This window comes from Bacillus methanolicus, assembly GCF_028888695.1.
GTDB lineage: Bacteria > Bacillota > Bacilli > Bacillales > Cytobacillaceae > Bacillus_Z > Bacillus_Z methanolicus_B.
In genome coordinates this window covers 26,473-44,761 of the sequence record NZ_PNFF01000002.1, presented here as the reverse complement: position 1 = coordinate 44,761, position 18,289 = coordinate 26,473, and the positions used below count along the sequence as shown (strand labels likewise).

General features: G+C 39.5%; 18 protein-coding genes. 8 read left to right on the top strand and 10 right to left on the bottom strand.

Going from position 1 to position 18,289, the window contains the following annotated elements:
* Positions 1–75 precede the first annotated feature (75 nt).
* From C0966_RS11980 to C0966_RS11960, 5 genes are all read right to left on the bottom strand, one after another.
* Entirely contained in the window at positions 76–216 is a 141-nt protein-coding gene (locus C0966_RS11980) for a hypothetical protein (RefSeq protein ID WP_274855854.1), read from the bottom strand.
* A 170-nt stretch (positions 217–386) separates the two neighbouring features.
* On the bottom strand, positions 387–1,031 hold the full coding sequence (locus tag C0966_RS11975; RefSeq protein ID WP_274855853.1) for an SDR family oxidoreductase: 645 nt from the start codon (positions 1,029–1,031) through the stop codon (positions 387–389).
* Between the two features lie 173 nt (positions 1,032–1,204).
* Positions 1,205–1,792, bottom strand: a complete 588-nt coding sequence (locus C0966_RS11970) for a class D sortase (RefSeq protein WP_274855851.1) — start codon at positions 1,790–1,792, stop codon at positions 1,205–1,207.
* Positions 1,789–1,893 carry an LPXTG cell wall anchor domain-containing protein gene (locus tag C0966_RS11965; RefSeq protein WP_274855849.1) on the bottom strand — a complete coding sequence of 35 codons (105 nt, stop codon included), beginning with the start codon at positions 1,891–1,893 and terminating at the stop codon, positions 1,789–1,791. The genes C0966_RS11970 and C0966_RS11965 overlap by 4 nt, the downstream gene beginning before the upstream one ends.
* Positions 1,894–2,249: 356 nt before the next feature.
* The gene (locus C0966_RS11960) at positions 2,250–3,080 is read right to left on the bottom strand and encodes an aldo/keto reductase (RefSeq protein WP_274855848.1); all 831 of its coding nucleotides are present in this window, start codon (positions 3,078–3,080) and stop codon (positions 2,250–2,252) included.
* A 257-nt stretch (positions 3,081–3,337) separates the two neighbouring features.
* Between C0966_RS11960 and rodA the strand changes: the two genes are divergently transcribed.
* Positions 3,338–4,510 carry a rod shape-determining protein RodA gene (gene rodA / locus C0966_RS11955; protein ID WP_274855846.1) on the top strand — a complete coding sequence of 391 codons (1,173 nt, stop codon included), beginning with the start codon at positions 3,338–3,340 and terminating at the stop codon, positions 4,508–4,510.
* 29 nt (positions 4,511–4,539) lie between these two features.
* Here the strand turns inward: rodA and C0966_RS11950 are convergent, their stop codons facing one another.
* The 4 genes from C0966_RS11950 to C0966_RS11935 all read right to left on the bottom strand — a co-directional run bounded on the left by C0966_RS11950 (position 4,540) and on the right by C0966_RS11935 (position 9,348).
* Positions 4,540–5,607, bottom strand: a complete 1,068-nt coding sequence (locus C0966_RS11950) for a Ger(x)C family spore germination protein (protein ID WP_274855845.1) — start codon at positions 5,605–5,607, stop codon at positions 4,540–4,542.
* Entirely contained in the window at positions 5,604–6,662 is a 1,059-nt protein-coding gene (locus tag C0966_RS11945; protein WP_342456746.1) for a GerAB/ArcD/ProY family transporter, read from the bottom strand. Before C0966_RS11945 ends, C0966_RS11950 begins: the two co-directional genes overlap by 4 nt.
* 52 nt (positions 6,663–6,714) lie before the next feature.
* The gene (locus tag C0966_RS11940; RefSeq protein WP_274855843.1) at positions 6,715–8,208 is read right to left on the bottom strand and encodes a spore germination protein; all 1,494 of its coding nucleotides are present in this window, start codon (positions 8,206–8,208) and stop codon (positions 6,715–6,717) included.
* A 147-nt stretch (positions 8,209–8,355) separates the two neighbouring features.
* Positions 8,356–9,348 carry an ABC transporter substrate-binding protein gene (locus tag C0966_RS11935; RefSeq protein ID WP_274855841.1) on the bottom strand — a complete coding sequence of 331 codons (993 nt, stop codon included), beginning with the start codon at positions 9,346–9,348 and terminating at the stop codon, positions 8,356–8,358.
* Between the two features lie 194 nt (positions 9,349–9,542).
* On the opposite strand from C0966_RS11935, the gene C0966_RS11930 reads away from it, so the two are divergent.
* From C0966_RS11930 to C0966_RS11910, 5 genes are all read left to right on the top strand, one after another.
* Positions 9,543–10,547, top strand: a complete 1,005-nt coding sequence (locus tag C0966_RS11930) for a FecCD family ABC transporter permease (protein WP_274855840.1) — start codon at positions 9,543–9,545, stop codon at positions 10,545–10,547.
* On the top strand, positions 10,544–11,599 hold the full coding sequence (locus C0966_RS11925; protein ID WP_274855838.1) for a FecCD family ABC transporter permease: 1,056 nt from the start codon (positions 10,544–10,546) through the stop codon (positions 11,597–11,599). Before C0966_RS11930 ends, C0966_RS11925 begins: the two co-directional genes overlap by 4 nt.
* A 34-nt stretch (positions 11,600–11,633) precedes the next feature.
* Positions 11,634–12,467, top strand: a complete 834-nt coding sequence (locus tag C0966_RS11920; protein WP_274855836.1) for an ABC transporter ATP-binding protein — start codon at positions 11,634–11,636, stop codon at positions 12,465–12,467.
* Positions 12,468–12,553: 86 nt separating this feature from the next.
* Positions 12,554–12,805: a YusU family protein gene (locus C0966_RS11915; RefSeq protein WP_274855834.1), complete on the top strand. Its 252-nt coding sequence runs from the start codon at positions 12,554–12,556 to the stop codon at positions 12,803–12,805.
* Positions 12,806–13,096: 291 nt separating this feature from the next.
* Positions 13,097–14,014, top strand: a complete 918-nt coding sequence (locus C0966_RS11910; RefSeq protein ID WP_274855831.1) for a proline dehydrogenase — start codon at positions 13,097–13,099, stop codon at positions 14,012–14,014.
* A 246-nt stretch (positions 14,015–14,260) separates the two neighbouring features.
* On the opposite strand, the gene C0966_RS11905 is transcribed toward C0966_RS11910, so the two are convergent.
* Positions 14,261–14,392, bottom strand: a complete 132-nt coding sequence (locus tag C0966_RS11905) for a YuzL family protein (RefSeq protein ID WP_274855829.1) — start codon at positions 14,390–14,392, stop codon at positions 14,261–14,263.
* A 253-nt stretch (positions 14,393–14,645) separates the two neighbouring features.
* Between C0966_RS11905 and C0966_RS11900 the strand changes: the two genes are divergently transcribed.
* Positions 14,646–17,030: a 3-hydroxyacyl-CoA dehydrogenase/enoyl-CoA hydratase family protein gene (locus tag C0966_RS11900; protein ID WP_274855827.1), complete on the top strand. Its 2,385-nt coding sequence runs from the start codon at positions 14,646–14,648 to the stop codon at positions 17,028–17,030.
* 69 nt (positions 17,031–17,099) lie between these two features.
* Entirely contained in the window at positions 17,100–18,275 is a 1,176-nt protein-coding gene (locus C0966_RS11895) for an acetyl-CoA C-acetyltransferase (protein WP_274855825.1), read from the top strand.
* Positions 18,276–18,289: the final 14 nt, after the last annotated feature.

Here is an 18,289-nt window from a genome sequence, read left to right as displayed (position 1 = left end):
AAAAAACAAGGGGCCTGGCCCTCATGATGAGGGTCTGGCCCGCTCTGCTTTAAAGTGTTAAAGCAAGCCCCGGGTTTAATCCGAATCTGTTTTATCGTTTTGGTCTTTATTTCGTTTATTGCCTTTGCTGTTGTCGCCGCTGACGATTTCTCCATTGCCGCCTGAAGTCCTGGGAGAATTTTGGTTTTTGCTGCCTTTATTAAATTTTTTTGTCATAAATCAAAACCCCTTTGCTCATTTCATTTATTCGTTAATTTGCCTCATAAAATGCAATTTATGCACTTTAAAAAACGAAAGCCCTCTCTGCAAACATCATTTGTGATTGGCCTATAAATGAAAAGCCGCAGGTGTCAAATGAATCACCTGCAGCTTTTTTATCGTTGTTTTTAAAGATTTTTTAATGCATCAGAAATCGGAATATCACCTGACATAAGGTCAAATGAACGGTAAAAGGTATTCTCTTCATCCAAGGCTGCGAAAATTGTACGGGCAACATCTTCACGGGGGATTGATCCTTCTTTTAAATTTTCGGCAGCAATAATTTTTCCTGTGCCGGATTCATTTTTAAGCCATCCGGGACGAATAATCGTATATGTTAGTTCACTTTGTTCCAGCATTCTGTCAGCATAATGCTTGGCAACATAGTAAGGTTTGATTGATTCCTGCCAATTTTCTCTATTATGAGCCTGGAACGAACTGACCATTACGAATCTTTTAATTCCCGCTTTTTCAGCAGCTTCGATCGTTTTAACAGCTCCGTCAAGATCAACTAAAAGTGTTTTGTCGTATCCTGTGTGCCCGCCGGAACCGGCAGAAAAGACGATTGCATCACAGCCTTTTGCAGCTTCTGCAATTTTTTCAACACGATCTTCCAAGCTTACCACTGTAGTTTCAACACCTAATTCTTGGAAAAATTTTGCTTGCTCTTCTTTTCGAATCATCGCTCTTGCAGTGTGTTTATCACTTTCTGCTAATAACTGGACGAGTCGTTTTCCGATTTGTCCATTCGCTCCAACGACAAGGACCTTCATGAAGTGTGGCTCCTTTCATACATATAGGATCATTCCTTTCCATTATTTCAAAAGAAACAATTGAAAGCAAATGAGCTGTTTCAATCGTAAATCAAGAAAAGGCTGACTCAATTGTAAAGGGCCAGACCCCTCCAATAAGAGGGAATCAGCCCCTTTGTTGGTTTGGAAAGTTTTTATCTTTTAACTAGATCAGCCACTAATACATATCTCTCAGGTGCATCTCCGATAATATGAAACGGATAACAAGTTGTCACTGTTAAGGTTGCTCTCGGTTTTGGAACAATAACCGTTCTGTCATCTGCCTCAACAATCCGGACCTTTCGAACTTTATACGTAAATTCTCCTGCCGAAGTAGTCACGATTAACAAGTCACCGATGCCGACTTCGCCAAGCTTCCGGAAGACGGTATCGCGATGTCCGGAAAGAACTGAATTATCCTCTTCTCCGGGAAGAACGCTGCCGGCAAAATGTCCGACTCCTTTTTCCAGTTCATCTTCATCTGTTCCATGAATGATCGGAAGTGTGCTCGAGATTTTTGGAATGTATAGTTCTCCTATTACTTCCCCCATTTTTGGCCGATTTGGGTACAAAACATTGTCTTTTGTTTTCGTTTTTTGTACAGATTCTTTTGCTTGAACGGCTTCTCCTTCTGTATTGTTCGATTTTGTGGCTGTAAAAAATGGCTGGATATTTGATAGCAGCAGCCAGGCACCGGCAATAATGGCTGCTGCCCCGAGTGCCAATCGACTTTTTCGGATCATGAATGTTTCACGTTCCGCTTACGGAATAGTATTGCACCTGCTGCGATAAGAGCCGATCCTGCAAGAATTCCCTCCGCATAATTTCCGGCTGTGTTCGGCAATTTGCCGCCTTTAATCGTTTTGATTAATGTTAACCCCCCATAATTTATTAATAAAGTCTAGATTAATATACTTAAGAAAAAATTTTTTCGATAGAATTGTAATTCATATGGAAATGCTGTAAAATATTCGGGTCTTTATTTGAATAAAAAACATCGTTGAAAAACCCTGTAATATCAAGGTTTTTCCTTCTTTCTTCCTCGGTCGTAGCGTGATGAACCGCATATTTATTTCCTTAAATTTCTATACTTACCTGCAATTTATAAAAGGAGCCTGGCCCTTTACATTTGGGTCAGCCCCCGAAAAACAAAAAAAGCTTCCGACATGATTCATCATGCATGTCGGAAGCTTTCACGTTTTAAAAATGAAAATTATCCGGATCTTTTCCAAACCGTTTATTTTCGTTTATTGCATTGATTGCTGCCATATCTTCACTGCTTAATTCAAAATCAAATATATCGGCATTTTCTTTTATTCTTTCAGGATGAACAGATTTTGGAATGACGATCACATCGTTTTGTATATGCCAACGTAAAATAATTTGAGCAGGCGATTTTCCGTACTTTTCGCCAAGCTCATTTAATGTTGGGTGATCAAAAATATTTCCTCTGGCAAGCGGTGACCATGCTTCTACTTTAATTTGATGCTGATTGCAAAAAGAACGCAATTCTTCTTGCGATAATAATGGATGGAGTTCTACTTGATTAACGGCAGGTATTTCATCAAAATGATCCATAATATCTTGTAAATGATGAATTTGAAAATTGCTTACACCAATCGCCCGCACTCTTCCCTCTTTATACAATTGAACCAATGCTTTCCACGTATCTAAATATTTTTCTTTTACTGCCCAATGAATTAAATATAAATCGATATATTCCAAATCAAGCTTTTTTCTACTTTCTTCAAAAGCACTCAAAGTAGAATTATAACCTTGGTCATCGTTCCACACTTTAGTCGTCACAAATATTTCTTCTCTCGGTATGCCGCTTTCTTTAATCGCTTGCCCTACACCTTCTTCATTTTTATATAGTGAAGCCGTATCAATTAAGCGATACCCTAAATCAAGGGCAGTTTTTACTGTATTTACTACTTGATCCCCATTTTCAACTTTATAAACACCTAAGCCAAAATAAGGCATCTTCACACCGTTATGTAAGATGGTTGTACCTTGCAATGTTTTGCCCATAAAATTCCCTCCTTTTCAATTATTATCAATTTTACTAAAAGTAACGATGACAGTGAAGGAAGATATTCGGCCAGACTATCGAACTTTCTTTTTTATCTTGAAAAAATATCCATTTCATATTAAAAAGTTGTGATTTGAAGATATTAAAAATATAATGAAGTATTGAGGCCCATATGTGTGAGCTGCGAAGGCTGCCAAAGTTTAAGGGTGTTTTGGCATGCGTTTCTATGGGAATTTCCTTTTAAAGGAGAATGAGCATGACTTCAAAACAACATTCAAATTCCAGACTTGATTATGGTCTTGTATCTATATTATTTCTATTATTTCTATCCAGTTGTGTGGCGATCTACAGCGCACAAACAACAGGCCAATATGGCGAAAATTTTTTGCTGAAGCAAATTTTATGGTACATAGTTGGCTGCGGAATTATTGCATCTGTCATTTCATTAGACTCTGACCAGCTGAAAAAAATTTCTTGGTACGCCTACGGATTCGGTCTGTTGCTGCTTGGATTTCTGATTGTTGCCCCAAGCAGCATTGCCCCGGTTATCAACGGAGCGAAAAGCTGGTATAAACTTCCGGGAATCGGTTCTATCCAGCCATCGGAATTTGTAAAAGTATTTATTATATTGGCACTGGCAAGAGTGATTGAGGAACATCATCAGAAATATCGTTTAAAAACAACCCAGACCGATTTTATGCTTCTTATTAAAATCGGAATCGTAACAATGGTTCCTCTTTTGCTTGTTATGCAGCAGCCCGATCTTGGAACGTCGCTCGTCTTTATCGCCATTATGCTTGGAATGATCTTTATTTCCGGCATTTCGTGGAAAATCTTAGTGCCTATTTTTGGGACGATTGTGTCGATTATTGGGATCATTTTTTACTTTGTACTCTGGAAACCGGAAATTCTTGAAAAATATCTCGGGGTAAAAGAGTACCAGTTCGGCCGCATTTATTCCTGGATCGATCCATACAATTATCAAAGCTCAGCCGGCTATCAATTAACGAAGTCTTTATTAGCAATAGGCTCGGGACAGACGACAGGCAAAGGATTTGGAACACGGGAAGTATATTTGCCTGAAAGCCATACAGACTTTATTTTCAGTATTATCGGGGAAGAGTTTGGATTTATCGGAGCCAGTATACTTGTCAGCTTGTTTTTCTTGTTAATCTATCAAATAACGAAAATTGGAATGGAAACGAAAAACAACTTTTACACATATGTGTGTGTAGGAGTTATTAGCATGATCACGTTTCACGTCTTCCAAAACATTGGGATGACAATCGGACTTTTGCCGATTACCGGTATTCCTCTGCCGTTTATCAGTTACGGAGGAAGCTCATTAATGGGTAACATGCTAGCGATCGGCTTAATATTTTCAATCCGTTATCACAATAAAAAGTACATGTTTTCAACGACAACATAAAAAGAGCGAAGGGGCCCCCTTCGCTGCACTTATTCAATAACTCCTTCTTCGATCAAATTAATTTCTGAATTTACATCGACTGTAAGATTTTGGTATTCATCTTCCCATTTTGCAAAATCAAAGTTTCTTGTCCTGCTTTTGACAAATGCTCCAAATCCGAGAGGGTCAATGCTTTTTTCTTGAAACCTGGATATTAACTTTGAGCATTGTTCGTTTATGTCTTTTTCCATTGTTTTTTCAATGTTATCTTTTATTTTCATGGTTAAATTTTTACCAGTATAATCTGTTATTTCACCTTTTAATTTTATGTTTAGTTTTATTTTATATGGATTTCTTCCAGCAAATTTCATCTTATACTTTGATGAAATACTTTCAATCGAAGCTTTTTTGCCGTTGATTTCAACTTTATAGGTACCTTCAGCATATTGATCGGTCATCAATTTAAAGAAAAATAATTTATCAACGGAAAGCTCATCGACTACTTTGTCCTCTTTGAATAAGCAGAGCCCGTTAATTTTGACCCTTTTTTTATTAATTTTTTTTAATAGAGGCAGGTAACCGTCTTTGCCTTTTTGATAATAATCCGATAAGAAAATCTTTAAATTGGATTCAGGCAGATCTTGGTGATCCATATTGTGTTTAAACATGCGATCCAGGTAAACCGCGTTTCCTCTTGTACCGAATTCCCCTTCAAGAACATCTTTAGCGTCCCCTTCCGTTATCCCTAAATGAAGTGTTCCCCCAATACTTGCATCTCTTTCAAAAGAATCGAGGAGATCTTTAATCCCTTTTTTGGCGAGCTCATTCCCAAAAAGGATCCCTTCAAGGCTCCCACGGACAATCGGGTCTGAAACTTGCCTCTGTATCTCTTTAGTAATTTCAAATGGTCCAGATGAAACTGCAGAATATGTAACATTTTTAATAGTCTTATCAGGCAAGAATTCAGGCACTAAAAATGTCCCGCGCATTTCCTTCTCATTTACATAATCATAGCCACTTGCAAGTTTAAAACTGACATCATCAACGATTTCTGTATTTACACAGCCTGATAAAAAAAGAAAACAAAGTATAAAACATGAAATGTTCTTTATTCTCATTTGCCTTTCACCTTCTTTGCAATTAAGACGGCCGTAAACAGAAGGGGAATATATACATATACAAACCAAAAGCCTGCTTTGGCGATATATTCATCAAGTAACTTTATTTCTTCTCTTGTCTGAAAAGAAACGGAAATAATTAAACAAAGGATTGCGATAAGAAGCACGCTGATCTTTTGTTTGAGATTGACTATTCGTTTTATTAACCTGCTTGCAATCCAAATCGACAAACTAATGTTAGGAAGAATAATCAAAAGCCAGCTCGCAATCCCTACATATTCCACTCTTTCAACAAATGGCAATTCTACAATTCTCCACATTTGTAAAGATGGCCAAATGGTCCTTTTAAGCATTTCTTCGGAAAAAAAGGCGAATGTAAGAACAGCCAAACCGGTATAAAACAAAGTGGTAAACAATACACCAAGATGTGCCCACTTTTTTGATTTTTCCGGTTCTTTAATGAAAGGGTAACAGAGTAGAATGATTTCAAATCCTAAATAGCTTAATGACATATTTTTTGCACTAATAGCAAACTCTTTTTGCGAATGGTCAAAAATGGGAAGTAGATTATTGAAATTGGTATATTTAAAAGCGAATGCAAATATAAAGATTAGATAGGAAGGTATAACAATGCTGAAAAAAGCTATGCCGACAATCGTTCGGAAACCGCCAAATATAATATAAATTACAAGGAGAATTATGGCTAAAGAGAACCAAAACACACTTAATTCATGGAATATCCATACTTGAATAATTTCAGTATATGACCTTACTACAGAAATGGCATAAGCAGAATAATAGAAAATAATCAAGGAACTGATTGCTTTCCCAAGGATATTGCCAAAAACAAATATATGGGCAGAAACGATATCCCCGTTCACAGACTCGCAAATTTTGTATATCATCCAAAGAATCACATGAAGGCTGAGACCGGCAATTAACACGGAAATCCAGGCATCATAGCCTGCCCCTTCGGCAATGAATTGCTGATATCCTAATATACCAATCCCGAATTGCATCGCTATAATCACATAAAAAACGAGAAAAGGGGAAATTTGAAGCCGTTCAGGAATGGATGGCTGCTGTATGGCGGTTCACCTCCAGTCATTATTCGTCAATATCTTTTTTTACTGTTTTTGCTTTTTTTCCGAAGCGGACAGGCTGCTCGGTTCTTAAATATTCCGGACGCATACGCTGTTTATCAAAAGGCAGGCGAATTAATGCGTCCTTTAAGTCCTCCAGTCTCGGAGGATACAACGGCTCTAAAAATGGCCGTCCTAAAGAAGTAAGTCTGATTGAATGGGTCAACAAAATACAAAAACAAAATACAATTCCAACCAGGCCCCAGAGCTGAGCAAAGAACATAAAAGGGAAACGCAAGAGTCTGATTGAATTTCCCATTTTGTAAACCGGAGTAGTGAAAGAAGCAAGGGCAGAAAGGGCTACCATTATTAAAAGGATATTACTTGTAAGCCCGGCCTCAACAGAAGCCGTTCCGATTACGATTCCGCCTACGATACCAATAGTCTGGCCGACTTTTGTCGGGAGCCGGGCTCCTGCTTCCCGCAGGAGTTCAATGACTAATTCCAATAAAAGTGCTTCTAAAATTGGAGGGAGGGGAACAACCCTTCTCGAGCTAATTAACGTAGTTAATAGATCCTTTGGAATTAATTCATAGTGATATGTTAAGGCTGCTACATATATCGGTGTTACTAATATTGAGAAGCCAACTGAAAACAAGCGCAGCATTCGGAAAAAAGATGCAGAATGCCAAAGTATATTGTAATCTTCAAATGCACTGAAAAATTCAACAATCGTCGTTGGTGCAATTAATACATGCGGAGATCCGTCTACGACTACGGCAATTTTCCCTTCGGCCAGAATGGCTGCAATCCGGTCCGGCCGTTCCGTATCAAGCATCTGCGGAAAGGGAGAATGTACGTTGTCCGCAATAAGCTGAACAATATAAGAACTGTCCGTAATCTGGTCATATTCTATATCCTGAATGCGCTGCCTAACTGTATTTACGATTTGCGGATCTGTAATTCCGTCCAGATAAAGGATGGCGACTTTCGTTTTTGAAATGGTGCCAACGGAAACAGACTCAATCACAAGTTCTTTTACAGGCATTCTTTTGCGAATTAAATTAAGGTTTTGGTCAATTGATTCAACAAATGCTTCTTTCGGTCCGATGACACTGAACTCAACCTCGGGCTGTGTAATGCTGCGGACGATTTGTTTTTGAGCAGCGATAAAGGCAAAACGCTTTTCTTCCGTTTCAATCGTTAACATGACGTAACCGCTAAAAAGCTTTTGTTCGATGATTGACGGATCGTCCGATATTTCCATATCTGTAATTGGAATGATTTTTTTAATATCATCCAGAGTTGTGAATTCATTCTCCTGCAGATGTGGGAGAACAGACTGGTGAAGAACGTTTTCATCAATTAATGTAGATATGAACGTCAAAGAAAAGCGAGTGTTATTTTTTTGATTGTAGTAAAAAGTTTTTTTATAATCGTAAGACTTTATGAGAACCTTTTGCTCATCATTTTTTTCAAAGTTTTCTTTATTGTGATTGCTTTTAAACAACTTTTTCATTTTTCATCACCATCATTTTGGCATTACACATATTGTTACCGATTTTGGAATCTTTATGAATAAATCAACAAAAAAAAGAATCCGCATTGGCTTATGCGAATTCTTTTTGCACTTATTAATGAGGGGGAATTTAATCAAGAGCAATTTTTATTTTTTAAGCATAATTTCTTCAAGTTCATCCAGCATTATGTTAGCTGCTATAACGCCGCCTGCAGTATTCCAAATTGCGTCACTAACCTCATGGGCATTTCCATTCTTAACGGCATTCAGATTTTTCCAAAGGGGATCACTCGTCCATTCTTTTGCTGTATTCAGGGCTTCTTGATCACCTTTTGGCGCATATGTGAAGTAGAAAAGAATGTCTCCGTCCATTTTAGGAATGGCTTCTTTTCCAACCTCTATTGCAAGTTTTCCAAGCTTATTATCATCAGTAAAAAGCTCTTCCTGGTGTTTTGCACGTTTAAATCCTAATTGATCAAAAATAACCCCGGAAAAGGAATCTGTGTAATAAATACGAGCAGTTCCGGCCATGAAACGAACAACAGAAACTTCTTGATTTACTTTATCACCTAGTTTTTGTTTTACATCTGCCACGTGTGCATCAAATTCGCTTAATACTTCGTTGCCTTTTTCTTCAAGGTTTAAAGCTTTTGCATATAATTTAAAGTTTTCTTTCCAATCTCCTCTGAGAGTTTCTGAAAAAACAGTTGGAGCAATCGCACTTAATTTATCGTATACAGCTTCTTGACGCAACTTGTTTCCAATAATTAAATCAGGTTTCAAAGCTGCAATTTTTTCCAAATTTACTTCATGTTCAACCCCTACAACTTCGACTCCATCCATATCATTTTTAATATGATCGTACCAAGGGTCTCCTAGCCAAGATTGAACAGCACCAATCGGTTTTACTCCTAGAGCCAGTAATGCTTCTGTGCCTTCGTTTGTAAGAACGACGACTCTTTTCGGTGTTTTATCAATCTTTGTTGTTCCCATTGCGTGTTCAATGGTATAGCTTGTATCTTCTTTCTTGCCGTCTCCTTTTTTCTCAGCTGCCTTATCTTCTGTATTATTTCCGCAAGCGGCAAGAAGGAAGACCAAGAATAATGAGATAATGGCTAATATTGATTTAAAACTTTTCATCTTTATGTATCCCTCCTAAATAATTATGATAATCATTATCACTTACAGATTTATCATAAAATGATTCTTAACCTAATGTCAACAAATAATTGATAATGATTTTCAAATTCGTTGACAGATTTAATTGATTACAATAGACTGAAACATGAAAAAAAAGGATTATAGATAAATAAACAGGTTGGAAGGTTTTGACTATGTTGTTGAAACAGACAGGACAAAAATGGATGGGGTTTTTGATTGCCATTGTTTTGCTGTTTTTGTTAATGTGTGCGAGCATTGTATACGGGTATACGGATACAACTTGGAAAATGGCTATTGACGCATTTACCAACTTTAATGGATCAAACGAACATCTTGTCATTCAATCGGCAAGAGTTCCTCGTGCATTCATTGCGGCTGCCGTTGGAGCGAGTTTAGCCATTTCAGGAGTCTTAATGCAAACGTTAACAAAAAATCCGCTTGCATCGCCGGATATTTTCGGTGTAAATGCAGGAGCCGGAGTTGCGGTCGTAATTGGCGTAACGATGTTAAGCATCGGGAATCTTCATTTTTTCACGTGGCTTTCTTTCTTGGGAGCAGCTTTAGCTACTATAAGTGTTTATTTGGTTGGTTCCATTGGCCGGGAAGGATTAACTCCGATGAAACTGACACTAGCTGGTGCCGCAATGACGGCAATGTTTTCTTCTTTTACCCAGGGTCTTCTCGTGTTAAATGAAGCCGCCTTAGAACAAGTGTTATTTTGGCTTGCAGGATCCGTTTCCGGTAGAAAGATGGAAAATTTAATTGCTATTCTTCCATATTTAGCTGCTGGCTGGATAGCTTCGCTGTTTATAGCAGCAAAATTGAATGTTTTATCTATGGGAGAAGATGTGGCAAAAGGTCTTGGTTTAAATACAGTGCTCTTAAAAATAGGCATTGGGATGATCGTCATTCTTCTTTCAGGAGGGGCTGTTGCCGTTGCAGGACCTATTGGATTTATAGGAATGATCGTTCCGCATCTTACCCGATTTATCGTAGGAATTGACCATCGCTGGGTAATCCCTTTTTCAGGAGTCCTGGGCGGAGTGCTATTGATAGCAGCCGACATTGCATCCAGATATATTTTGATGCCCCGGGAAGTTCCGGTCGGTGTCATGACAGCCATTATAGGAACCCCATTTTTTATTTATATTGCCAGAAAGGGGTTCAATGGGCGATGAAACAATATATAAAACTTCGAATATTTAAAGGGAAAATATCATATTTAATCGATAACAAAGGGCTGATTGTTTTCTTCGGATTGTTGTTTACGGCAGCTTTCGTTTTTGTTTTAAGCATAGGAACAGGAGAGATGAAGATCAGTCCTCTGACTGTTTTGCAAGTGTTGTTCGGAGGAGGATCTGAAATGGACCGCCTCGTGATCCAGTCATTCCGGCTGCCGAGAATCATCGTTGCATTAATGGCCGGGATGGGGCTTTCAGTCGCAGGTGGAATTTTGCAGGGCATGGTCCGAAACCCGCTTGCATCTCCTGACATCCTGGGAATAACCGGGGGAGCTTCTGTTGCAGTTGTCAGTTTTTTAGCTGTTTTTAGTGATAAAAACCATGCTTTGACAGTTAGCATTAGTTGGCTGCCGGCAGCCGCATTCTGCGGAGCTGCTGTCGTTGCTTTTCTCGTTTATTTCTTATCATGGAAAAACGGGGTTTCATCTGTAAGGCTCGTTCTTATTGGAATTGGAATCATGACACTGATGAAGGCTTTAACAACCTTATTGATGATTTTAGGCCCTATTTACCAGACGAGCCAGGCTAATATTTGGATTACAGGAACCGTCTACGGATCAAGCTGGAAAAGCGTTGGAGTTCTCGTTCCATGGACTGTCCTTCTTCTCATAATAGCCTTTATTTATGCAAGGCATATTAATATCCAAGAGCTTGGCGATGATGTCGCAACCGGTCTAGGGGGCCATGTTCAAAGACAGCGATTTACTTTACTGATGATCAGCACAGGTTTGATTGGCAGTTCTGTCGCTTTTGCAGGGGGAATCGGCTTTGTCGGTTTAATGGCACCTCATATGGCAAGGAGGCTTGTTGGCTCAGCCTTTGGAGCATTGTTGCCGGTATCGGCACTTTTAGGCGGAATTATGGTCATGCTTGCAGATTTAGTGGGCCGCAACTGGTTTTCACCACTTGAAATACCTGCCGGTGTCTTCACAGCGAGTATCGGGGCGCCGTATTTTATATATTTATTGTTTAAGACAAGGGATTCTTAGGTTTGAAGAAAAAATAGTAAAGGAGCGGGTATTAATGGTGCAAGCGATTGTAACAAATAAGCTGACACTTTCATACGGAGAAACCATTATTATAAATGAACTTGACCTTAAAATTCCAAAGGGTGAGATCACTGTTTTTATCGGAGGGAACGGCTGTGGAAAATCGACACTGCTGCATTCCATTGCCCGGCTTCTTAAACCAAAATCAGGCGCCGTTTTGCTTGAAGGGGAGGCCATATCGAAATTATCAACAAAAGAGGTAGCAAAGAGAATGGCAATTCTTCCGCAATCACCGTCAGCACCTGAAGGCCTCACAGTTCTTCAGTTGGTGAAACAAGGCAGGTATCCATATCAATCTTGGTTGAAACAGTGGACAATCGAAGATGAAACAAAGGTAAGAAATGCGTTAAGAGCAACCGGTTTAGAGCATTTAAAAGACCGGACTGTCGATTCGTTATCAGGCGGACAGCGTCAGCGCGCCTGGATTGCTATGACTCTTGCTCAGGATACGGATATTATATTGTTGGATGAGCCGACAACTTATTTGGATATGGCCCATCAAATTGAGATTTTGGATTTGCTTTTTGAATTAAACGAAACAGAAAAACGAACAATTGTAATGGTTCTTCATGATTTAAATTTAGCGTGCCGTTATGCGCACAATATTGTCGCCATTAAGGATCAAAAGATTTATGCCCAGGGAAAACCGGAAAGTGTTATTAATTGCAGCCTTGTCAAAAATGTATTTGGCATGGACTGCGAGGTTACAATGGATCCGTTATTTGGAACACCGCTGTGCATTCCGTATGGAAAAGGAAGATGCATCTTAAAAGAGGACGGGGTTTTACATGGATCCGCTACTAACTGATTTTGAAGAAGCACAATTAAAAAAGTGCGCTTTACGAGAAAAATATCAGGAAAAACGCAAGCAGCATATTTGAGGAGGGGACCATTTTGGAAGAAAGATTTAAAGGGCAGTTTGATGCATTGCTTAACAAATATACCGAACTGTTACTCGGTGAAACGAATGATGAGTTGAAAGAAAAGGTAAAAATATGGGCATTATACACTCATATTGCTAAATCTATGCCTTCCCTTGCCAAGCATTGGAACGAATTATACCCGGACGCAAAGGAAGAAATGAAACAACTCATCGGAGAAATTAAGCAGTTAAATGAAGCCCATCGTGCAAAAAAGAATGACTAAAAGGGGTCTGCCTCCATCTAACAATGGAAATATATAGAATTTTTTGCATTAGAGGGTTCCTGCCCTCTTTTTTCATTATATTAAGCTTCACAATATAGTCGTAATCGCACATAAAGCCCCCAATAATTGTTATACTATAAAAATATTTTATCCGACAAAATTCGATCTTTTTCTTGCGAAATCATATTCAAAAAACATAATAAGTGATAATATTTAAGAAGGAAATTTCAAATAAAAAAATATTTGAATTGAATTTCAAAAAATGTAATCGTTTTCAGATGGAGGTAGATTATGGAACAAGCAATGAGAGATTTCTTTCTCTTTTTATCTAAGAATAAAACCTTAACAAAACTTGCAAAAAAATATGGCTTGCGCTTTGGTGCCTCTCGTTTTGTTGCTGGAGAAACAATCGAACAAGCAGTGAATGTCATTAAAGACCTGAACAAAAAAGGCTTAGTTGTTACGATCGATTATCTAGGTGAGTTTGTTGATAATGAAAGAGAAGCAAATGAAATGGCTGATAATTCGATTGAAGCAATAAAAGCAATCGGCCGGGAAAAGTTAGACTCTCAGCTTTCTTTAAAAATGACTTCGATGGGATTGGATATTTCCGATGAAGTTGTTATGCGAAATATGCGCCGCATTCTTGATACAGCAAAGGAAAATGGCGTATTTGTTACTATTGATATGGAAGATTTCTCCCGCTGTCAAAAAACGATCGATATTTTTAAAGAGTTAAAATCTGAATACGACAATGTCGGAACGGTTATCCAGGCTTATTTGTACCGTACTGTTCAGGATATAGAAGACTTGAATCAATACTCGCCAAATCTTCGTCTTGTTAAAGGGGCATACAAAGAATCTCCGGAAGTCGCTTTTCCGGATAAAAAAGACGTGGATGAAAATTTTAAAAAGATCATCAAAATGCATTTGCTGAATGGCAATTATACAGCCGTTGCAACACACGATGATGCGATCATCGAATATACAAAACAGCTTGTAAAAGAGCATAATATCCCGAACAGCCAATTTGAGTTTCAAATGCTTTACGGAATTCGCCCTGAAAGGCAGTTAGAACTTGCAAACGAAGGCTACAAAATGCGCGTCTATGTTCCATATGGAACTGATTGGTACGGCTATTTTATGCGCCGCCTTGCAGAACGTCCGGCAAACGTTGCGTTTGTATTAAAAGGAATCTTAAAAAAATAAGAAATGAGTATAAGTTTTAAACTACAACCCTAACATGGAAAATAGCTTTCATTATAAAACAAAACCAACATAATAAGGCGGTGTGAGCGAAGCCAAGCTATAAATATTTACAAAGCTAAACAAGTATCTTGCTAGAGATAAGTTGCCATTTCTATCTTTGTTAGCGTAGCTCCGCCCCTTTTCCACAGGAAATGAGAGAGGCTGACCCATAAGTGTCTGGCTTATTGTTTTGGGTCAGCCTCAATTCTATTTTTTATACTGATTATTTTGGCTGTTGACTTTTCCGCCGCCGTCCATTTCAACTGTAGGATCTGCGTTGCCTTTTACGCTGGCAGCGCTGACTCCTCCTTTAGAAGGATTCTTTTTCCTTTTCGCCATAGCTTTTACCCCCGATTTCCAAGGTTATGTCAGTAAAAAGCTCCAATACTGCAAGCTTCAATTTTAGAATGCCCATTTACTAAAATCAAAACAAAAAAATATTTTTTCTAAAAATTTTTGTTTTTCTGTTTATAATATTGCGGAAATTTTTTAAATATTTTATATTTAAAGTAGTAAAACTCTTTCGCGGGTAAATTTTTTTTGACAAAAAATGAATGAGTATTCATTCAAAATGTCGAAGGGGGAGACAAAGTTGATCGAACGTATTCAAAAAGCAGCGGTTCTTGGATCAGGAGTAATGGGATCAGGCATTGCAGCACATCTGGCTAACATCGGCATACCTACATTATTGCTGGATATTGTGCCTCGCGAGTTAAATGAAGAAGAAAAAGCAAAAGGCTTGACCCTTGAAGATAAGCAGGTCCGAAACAGAATCAGCTCTTCCGCACTCCAAAAATTGTTGAAGCAAAAGCCGGCCCCGCTCACTTCAAAAAAAAATCTTGCCCTAATCGAAGCAGGGAACTTTGAAGATGACATGAAGCGGTTAAGCGAAGTTGACTGGATTATTGAAGTGGTTGTTGAAAATTTAAATATTAAGAAGCAAGTATTTGAAAAAGTGGACCAATACCGGAAACCGAGCAGCATTGTCAGCACCAACACTTCCGGCATTTCTGTTGAGGCAATGGCGGAGGGGCGGTCAGAAGACTTCAGGAAACATTTCCTCGGTACCCACTTTTTTAACCCTCCCCGGTACTTAAAGCTGCTTGAAGTGATTCCTACAAAAGATACAGCCTCGGAAGTTTTAGCTTTTATGAAGCGATTTGGGGAAGATGTTCTCGGAAAAGGAGTTGTTGAAGCAAAAGACACGCCGAATTTTATTGCGAACCGGATTGGCACATACGGCCTTCTTGTTACTGTTCAGGAAATGCTTATAGGCGGGTACAGTGTAGGAGAAGTCGATTCCGTTACTGGTCCGCTAATCGGCCGTCCGAAAAGCGCCACTTTCCGGACTCTTGATGTTGTAGGACTTGATACGTTTGTCCATGTCGCAAATAACGTTTATGAGCAAGTTGAAGGCAAAGAAAAAGAAATATTTGAAGTGCCTGCCTTCATGAAAGAAATGCTCAATAAAGGCTGGCTTGGAAGCAAGTCCGGTCAAGGCTTTTTCTTGAAGAAAGGCAAAGAAATTTTGGAATTGGATCCAAAAACATTGGAATACGGCCCGCGCAATAAATTAACAACAGCCGCTACCGAAATGAGCAAACAGGAAAAAGGTACTGCTAACAAAATGAAAGCGCTTATATATGCTGATGATCGTGCCGGAAGCTTGTTATGGAATATTATTAGCCCGGTTCTTGTTTATGCTGCTGAGCTGCTTGGAACAATCGCCGATGATATTGTCGCAATTGACAGAGCCATGAAGGGGGGATTTGGTTGGGAACTGGGTCCGTTTGAAACGTGGGATGCGATCGGTCTTGAAAAATCATTGAAAAAGCTTGAAGCTTCAGGAACAGAAGTGCCTGTTTGGGTAAAAGACGTGGTGGAAAAAGGGTACAGTTCTTTCTATAAGGAAGAAGACGGAAAGGTTTACTTCTACCATAACGGCGAATATAAGCTTTTAGAAGAGAATCCAAAAGTAATCAACCTTCATCTTCTTAAGAAACAAAAGAGTGTCATTAAAAAGAACAGCGGTGCAAGTTTGATAGACCTTGGCGATGGTGTAGCGCTTCTTGAGTTTCATTCTCCAAATAATGCCATCGGCCTTGATATTCTTCAAATGATCAATTTCGCGATTGATGAAGTTGAAAAGAATTATAAAGGTCTTGTCATCGGAAATCAAGGGAAAAACTTCTGTGTCGGTGCCAACCTGGCAATGATCCTTATGGAAGCTCAGGATGACAATCTTTTTGAACTTGAAATGGTTGTCCGCAATTTCCAGAAGGCTGCAATGAAGATTAAATATTCCAATAAGCCGGTAGTAGCGGCGCCATTTGGTATGACACTTGGCGGAGGGGCAGAAATATGCTTGCCTGCAGCTCATATACAGGCTTCATCAGAAACATACATGGGTCTCGTTGAAGTTGGAGTAGGTCTTATTCCGGGCGGAGGCGGAAATAAAGAGCTTTATATTAAGCATCTTGAAAGTCTTCCAAGCGGCATTGATATTGATTTGCAAAAGGTTGCGAATAAAGTATTTGAAACGATTGCAATGGCGAAAGTGTCGACTTCCGGGGAAGAAGCACGCGAAAACTATTTCCTAAAGCAAACAGACGGAATAAGCATTAACGGCGATCATCTTCTGTATGAAGCGAAGCAGGCTGTACTGGCGCTTTATGAAAAAGGCTATAAACCGCCTGTTCGAAAAAAAATCCCGGTTGTTGGAGAAACCGGTTATGCAACAATGCTTCTCGGTGCACAGTCAATGTACTACTCGGGCTATATTTCAGAGCATGATTTGAAAATAGCGAAAAAACTTGCATATGTCATTGCCGGAGGAAAAGTGCCGTTTGGAACAGAAGTGGATGAAGAGTACTTGCTTGATCTCGAAAGAGAAGCATTCCTAAGCCTTGTCGGAGAACCAAAATCACAAGCCAGAATGCAGCATATGCTTCTCAAAGGCAAACCACTTCGCAACTAAATAACATTGAGTTTAATAGATTAATAAAAACATAGAATTCTCTACATTTTTAGAAAGAGAGGGAACGAAATGAGAGAAGCGGTAATCGTGGCCGGTGCACGTACTCCGGTTGGGAAGGCGAAAAAGGGAACGCTTGCCAATGTACGTCCTGACGATTTAGGCGCGCTGGTTGTGAAAGAAACGATAAAACGCGCCGGCAATTATCAAGGAAATATCGACGATTTGATTATTGGATGTGCCATGCCTGAGGCAGAACAGGGAATGAATGTGGCTAGAAATATCGGGGCTCTGGCAGGCCTTCCTCATACGGTGCCTGCCATTACCATCAACCGCTATTGTGCATCGGGCCTCCAATCGATCGCTTATGCAGCTGAAAGGATCATGGTTGGCTTCTCTGACACCATTATTGCCGGAGGAGTAGAATCAATGAGCATGGTTCCGATGATGGGCCATGTTGTGCGCCCTAATGCCAGGCTTGCAGAAACAGCACCGGAATATTATATGGGCATGGGTCATACAGCGGAAGAGGTGGCAAAAAAATACGGAATTTCTCGTGAAGACCAAGATGCTTTTGCAGTGAGAAGCCATCAAAAAGCGGCAAAAGCCATTCAGGAAGGCAAATTTGAAGAAGAAATTGTTCCGGTCGATGTAACGATAAGGTCCGTTGATAAAAACAATAAGTTAGTTGAGAAAACGATCAAGTTTACGACAGATGAAGGTGTCCGCTTGGATACAAATTTGGAAAAGCTGGCAACACTTCGACCTGTATTCTCCGTTAACGGGACTGTTACAGCGGGAAATGCGTCGCAAACAAGTGATGGAGCTGCGGCAGTTATGGTAATGGACCGTGAAAAAGCCGAATCAATCGGCTTAAAGCCTCTGGCCAAATTCAGATCATTTGCTGTCGGCGGCGTGCCTCCGGAAATAATGGGAATCGGACCTGTAGTAGCCATTCCTAAAGCGTTAAAACTCGCCGGATTGCAATTATCAGACATCAGCTTATTCGAATTAAACGAAGCATTTGCATCACAATCGTTGCAGATCATTCGTGAACTTGGACTCGATGAAGAAAAAGTCAACGTGAACGGCGGTGCAATTGCCCTCGGCCATCCGCTTGGATGTACGGGAGCAAAGCTGACTCTTTCGCTTATTCATGAATTAAGAAGAAGAAATGAACAATTTGGTGTTGTAACAATGTGTATCGGCGGCGGTATGGGGGCAGCCGGAGTTTTCGAATTGCTGTAATCACATAATTGGGA

Bases quoted from the DNA above. Each gene is read 5' to 3' on its own strand.
- C0966_RS11935 (WP_274855841.1), bottom strand. From the start codon at position 9,348: ATGAAAAGTTTTAAATCAATATTAGCCATTATCTCATTATTCTTGGTC.
- C0966_RS11910 (WP_274855831.1), top strand. From the start codon at position 13,097: ATGGAACAAGCAATGAGAGATTTCTTTCTCTTTTTATCTAAGAATAAA.
- C0966_RS11920 (WP_274855836.1), top strand. From the start codon at position 11,634: ATGGTGCAAGCGATTGTAACAAATAAGCTGACACTTTCATACGGAGAA.
- C0966_RS11895 (WP_274855825.1), top strand. From the start codon at position 17,100: ATGAGAGAAGCGGTAATCGTGGCCGGTGCACGTACTCCGGTTGGGAAG.
- C0966_RS11925 (WP_274855838.1), top strand. From the start codon at position 10,544: ATGAAACAATATATAAAACTTCGAATATTTAAAGGGAAAATATCATAT.
- C0966_RS11950 (WP_274855845.1), bottom strand. From the start codon at position 5,607: ATGAGAATAAAGAACATTTCATGTTTTATACTTTGTTTTCTTTTTTTA.
- C0966_RS11940 (WP_274855843.1), bottom strand. From the start codon at position 8,208: ATGAAAAAGTTGTTTAAAAGCAATCACAATAAAGAAAACTTTGAAAAA.
- C0966_RS11960 (WP_274855848.1), bottom strand. From the start codon at position 3,080: ATGGGCAAAACATTGCAAGGTACAACCATCTTACATAACGGTGTGAAG.
- C0966_RS11970 (WP_274855851.1), bottom strand. From the start codon at position 1,792: ATGATCCGAAAAAGTCGATTGGCACTCGGGGCAGCAGCCATTATTGCC.
- C0966_RS11930 (WP_274855840.1), top strand. From the start codon at position 9,543: ATGTTGTTGAAACAGACAGGACAAAAATGGATGGGGTTTTTGATTGCC.
- C0966_RS11980 (WP_274855854.1), bottom strand. From the start codon at position 216: ATGACAAAAAAATTTAATAAAGGCAGCAAAAACCAAAATTCTCCCAGG.
- rodA (WP_274855846.1), top strand. From the start codon at position 3,338: ATGACTTCAAAACAACATTCAAATTCCAGACTTGATTATGGTCTTGTA.
- C0966_RS11975 (WP_274855853.1), bottom strand. From the start codon at position 1,031: ATGAAGGTCCTTGTCGTTGGAGCGAATGGACAAATCGGAAAACGACTC.
- C0966_RS11905 (WP_274855829.1), bottom strand. From the start codon at position 14,392: ATGGCGAAAAGGAAAAAGAATCCTTCTAAAGGAGGAGTCAGCGCTGCC.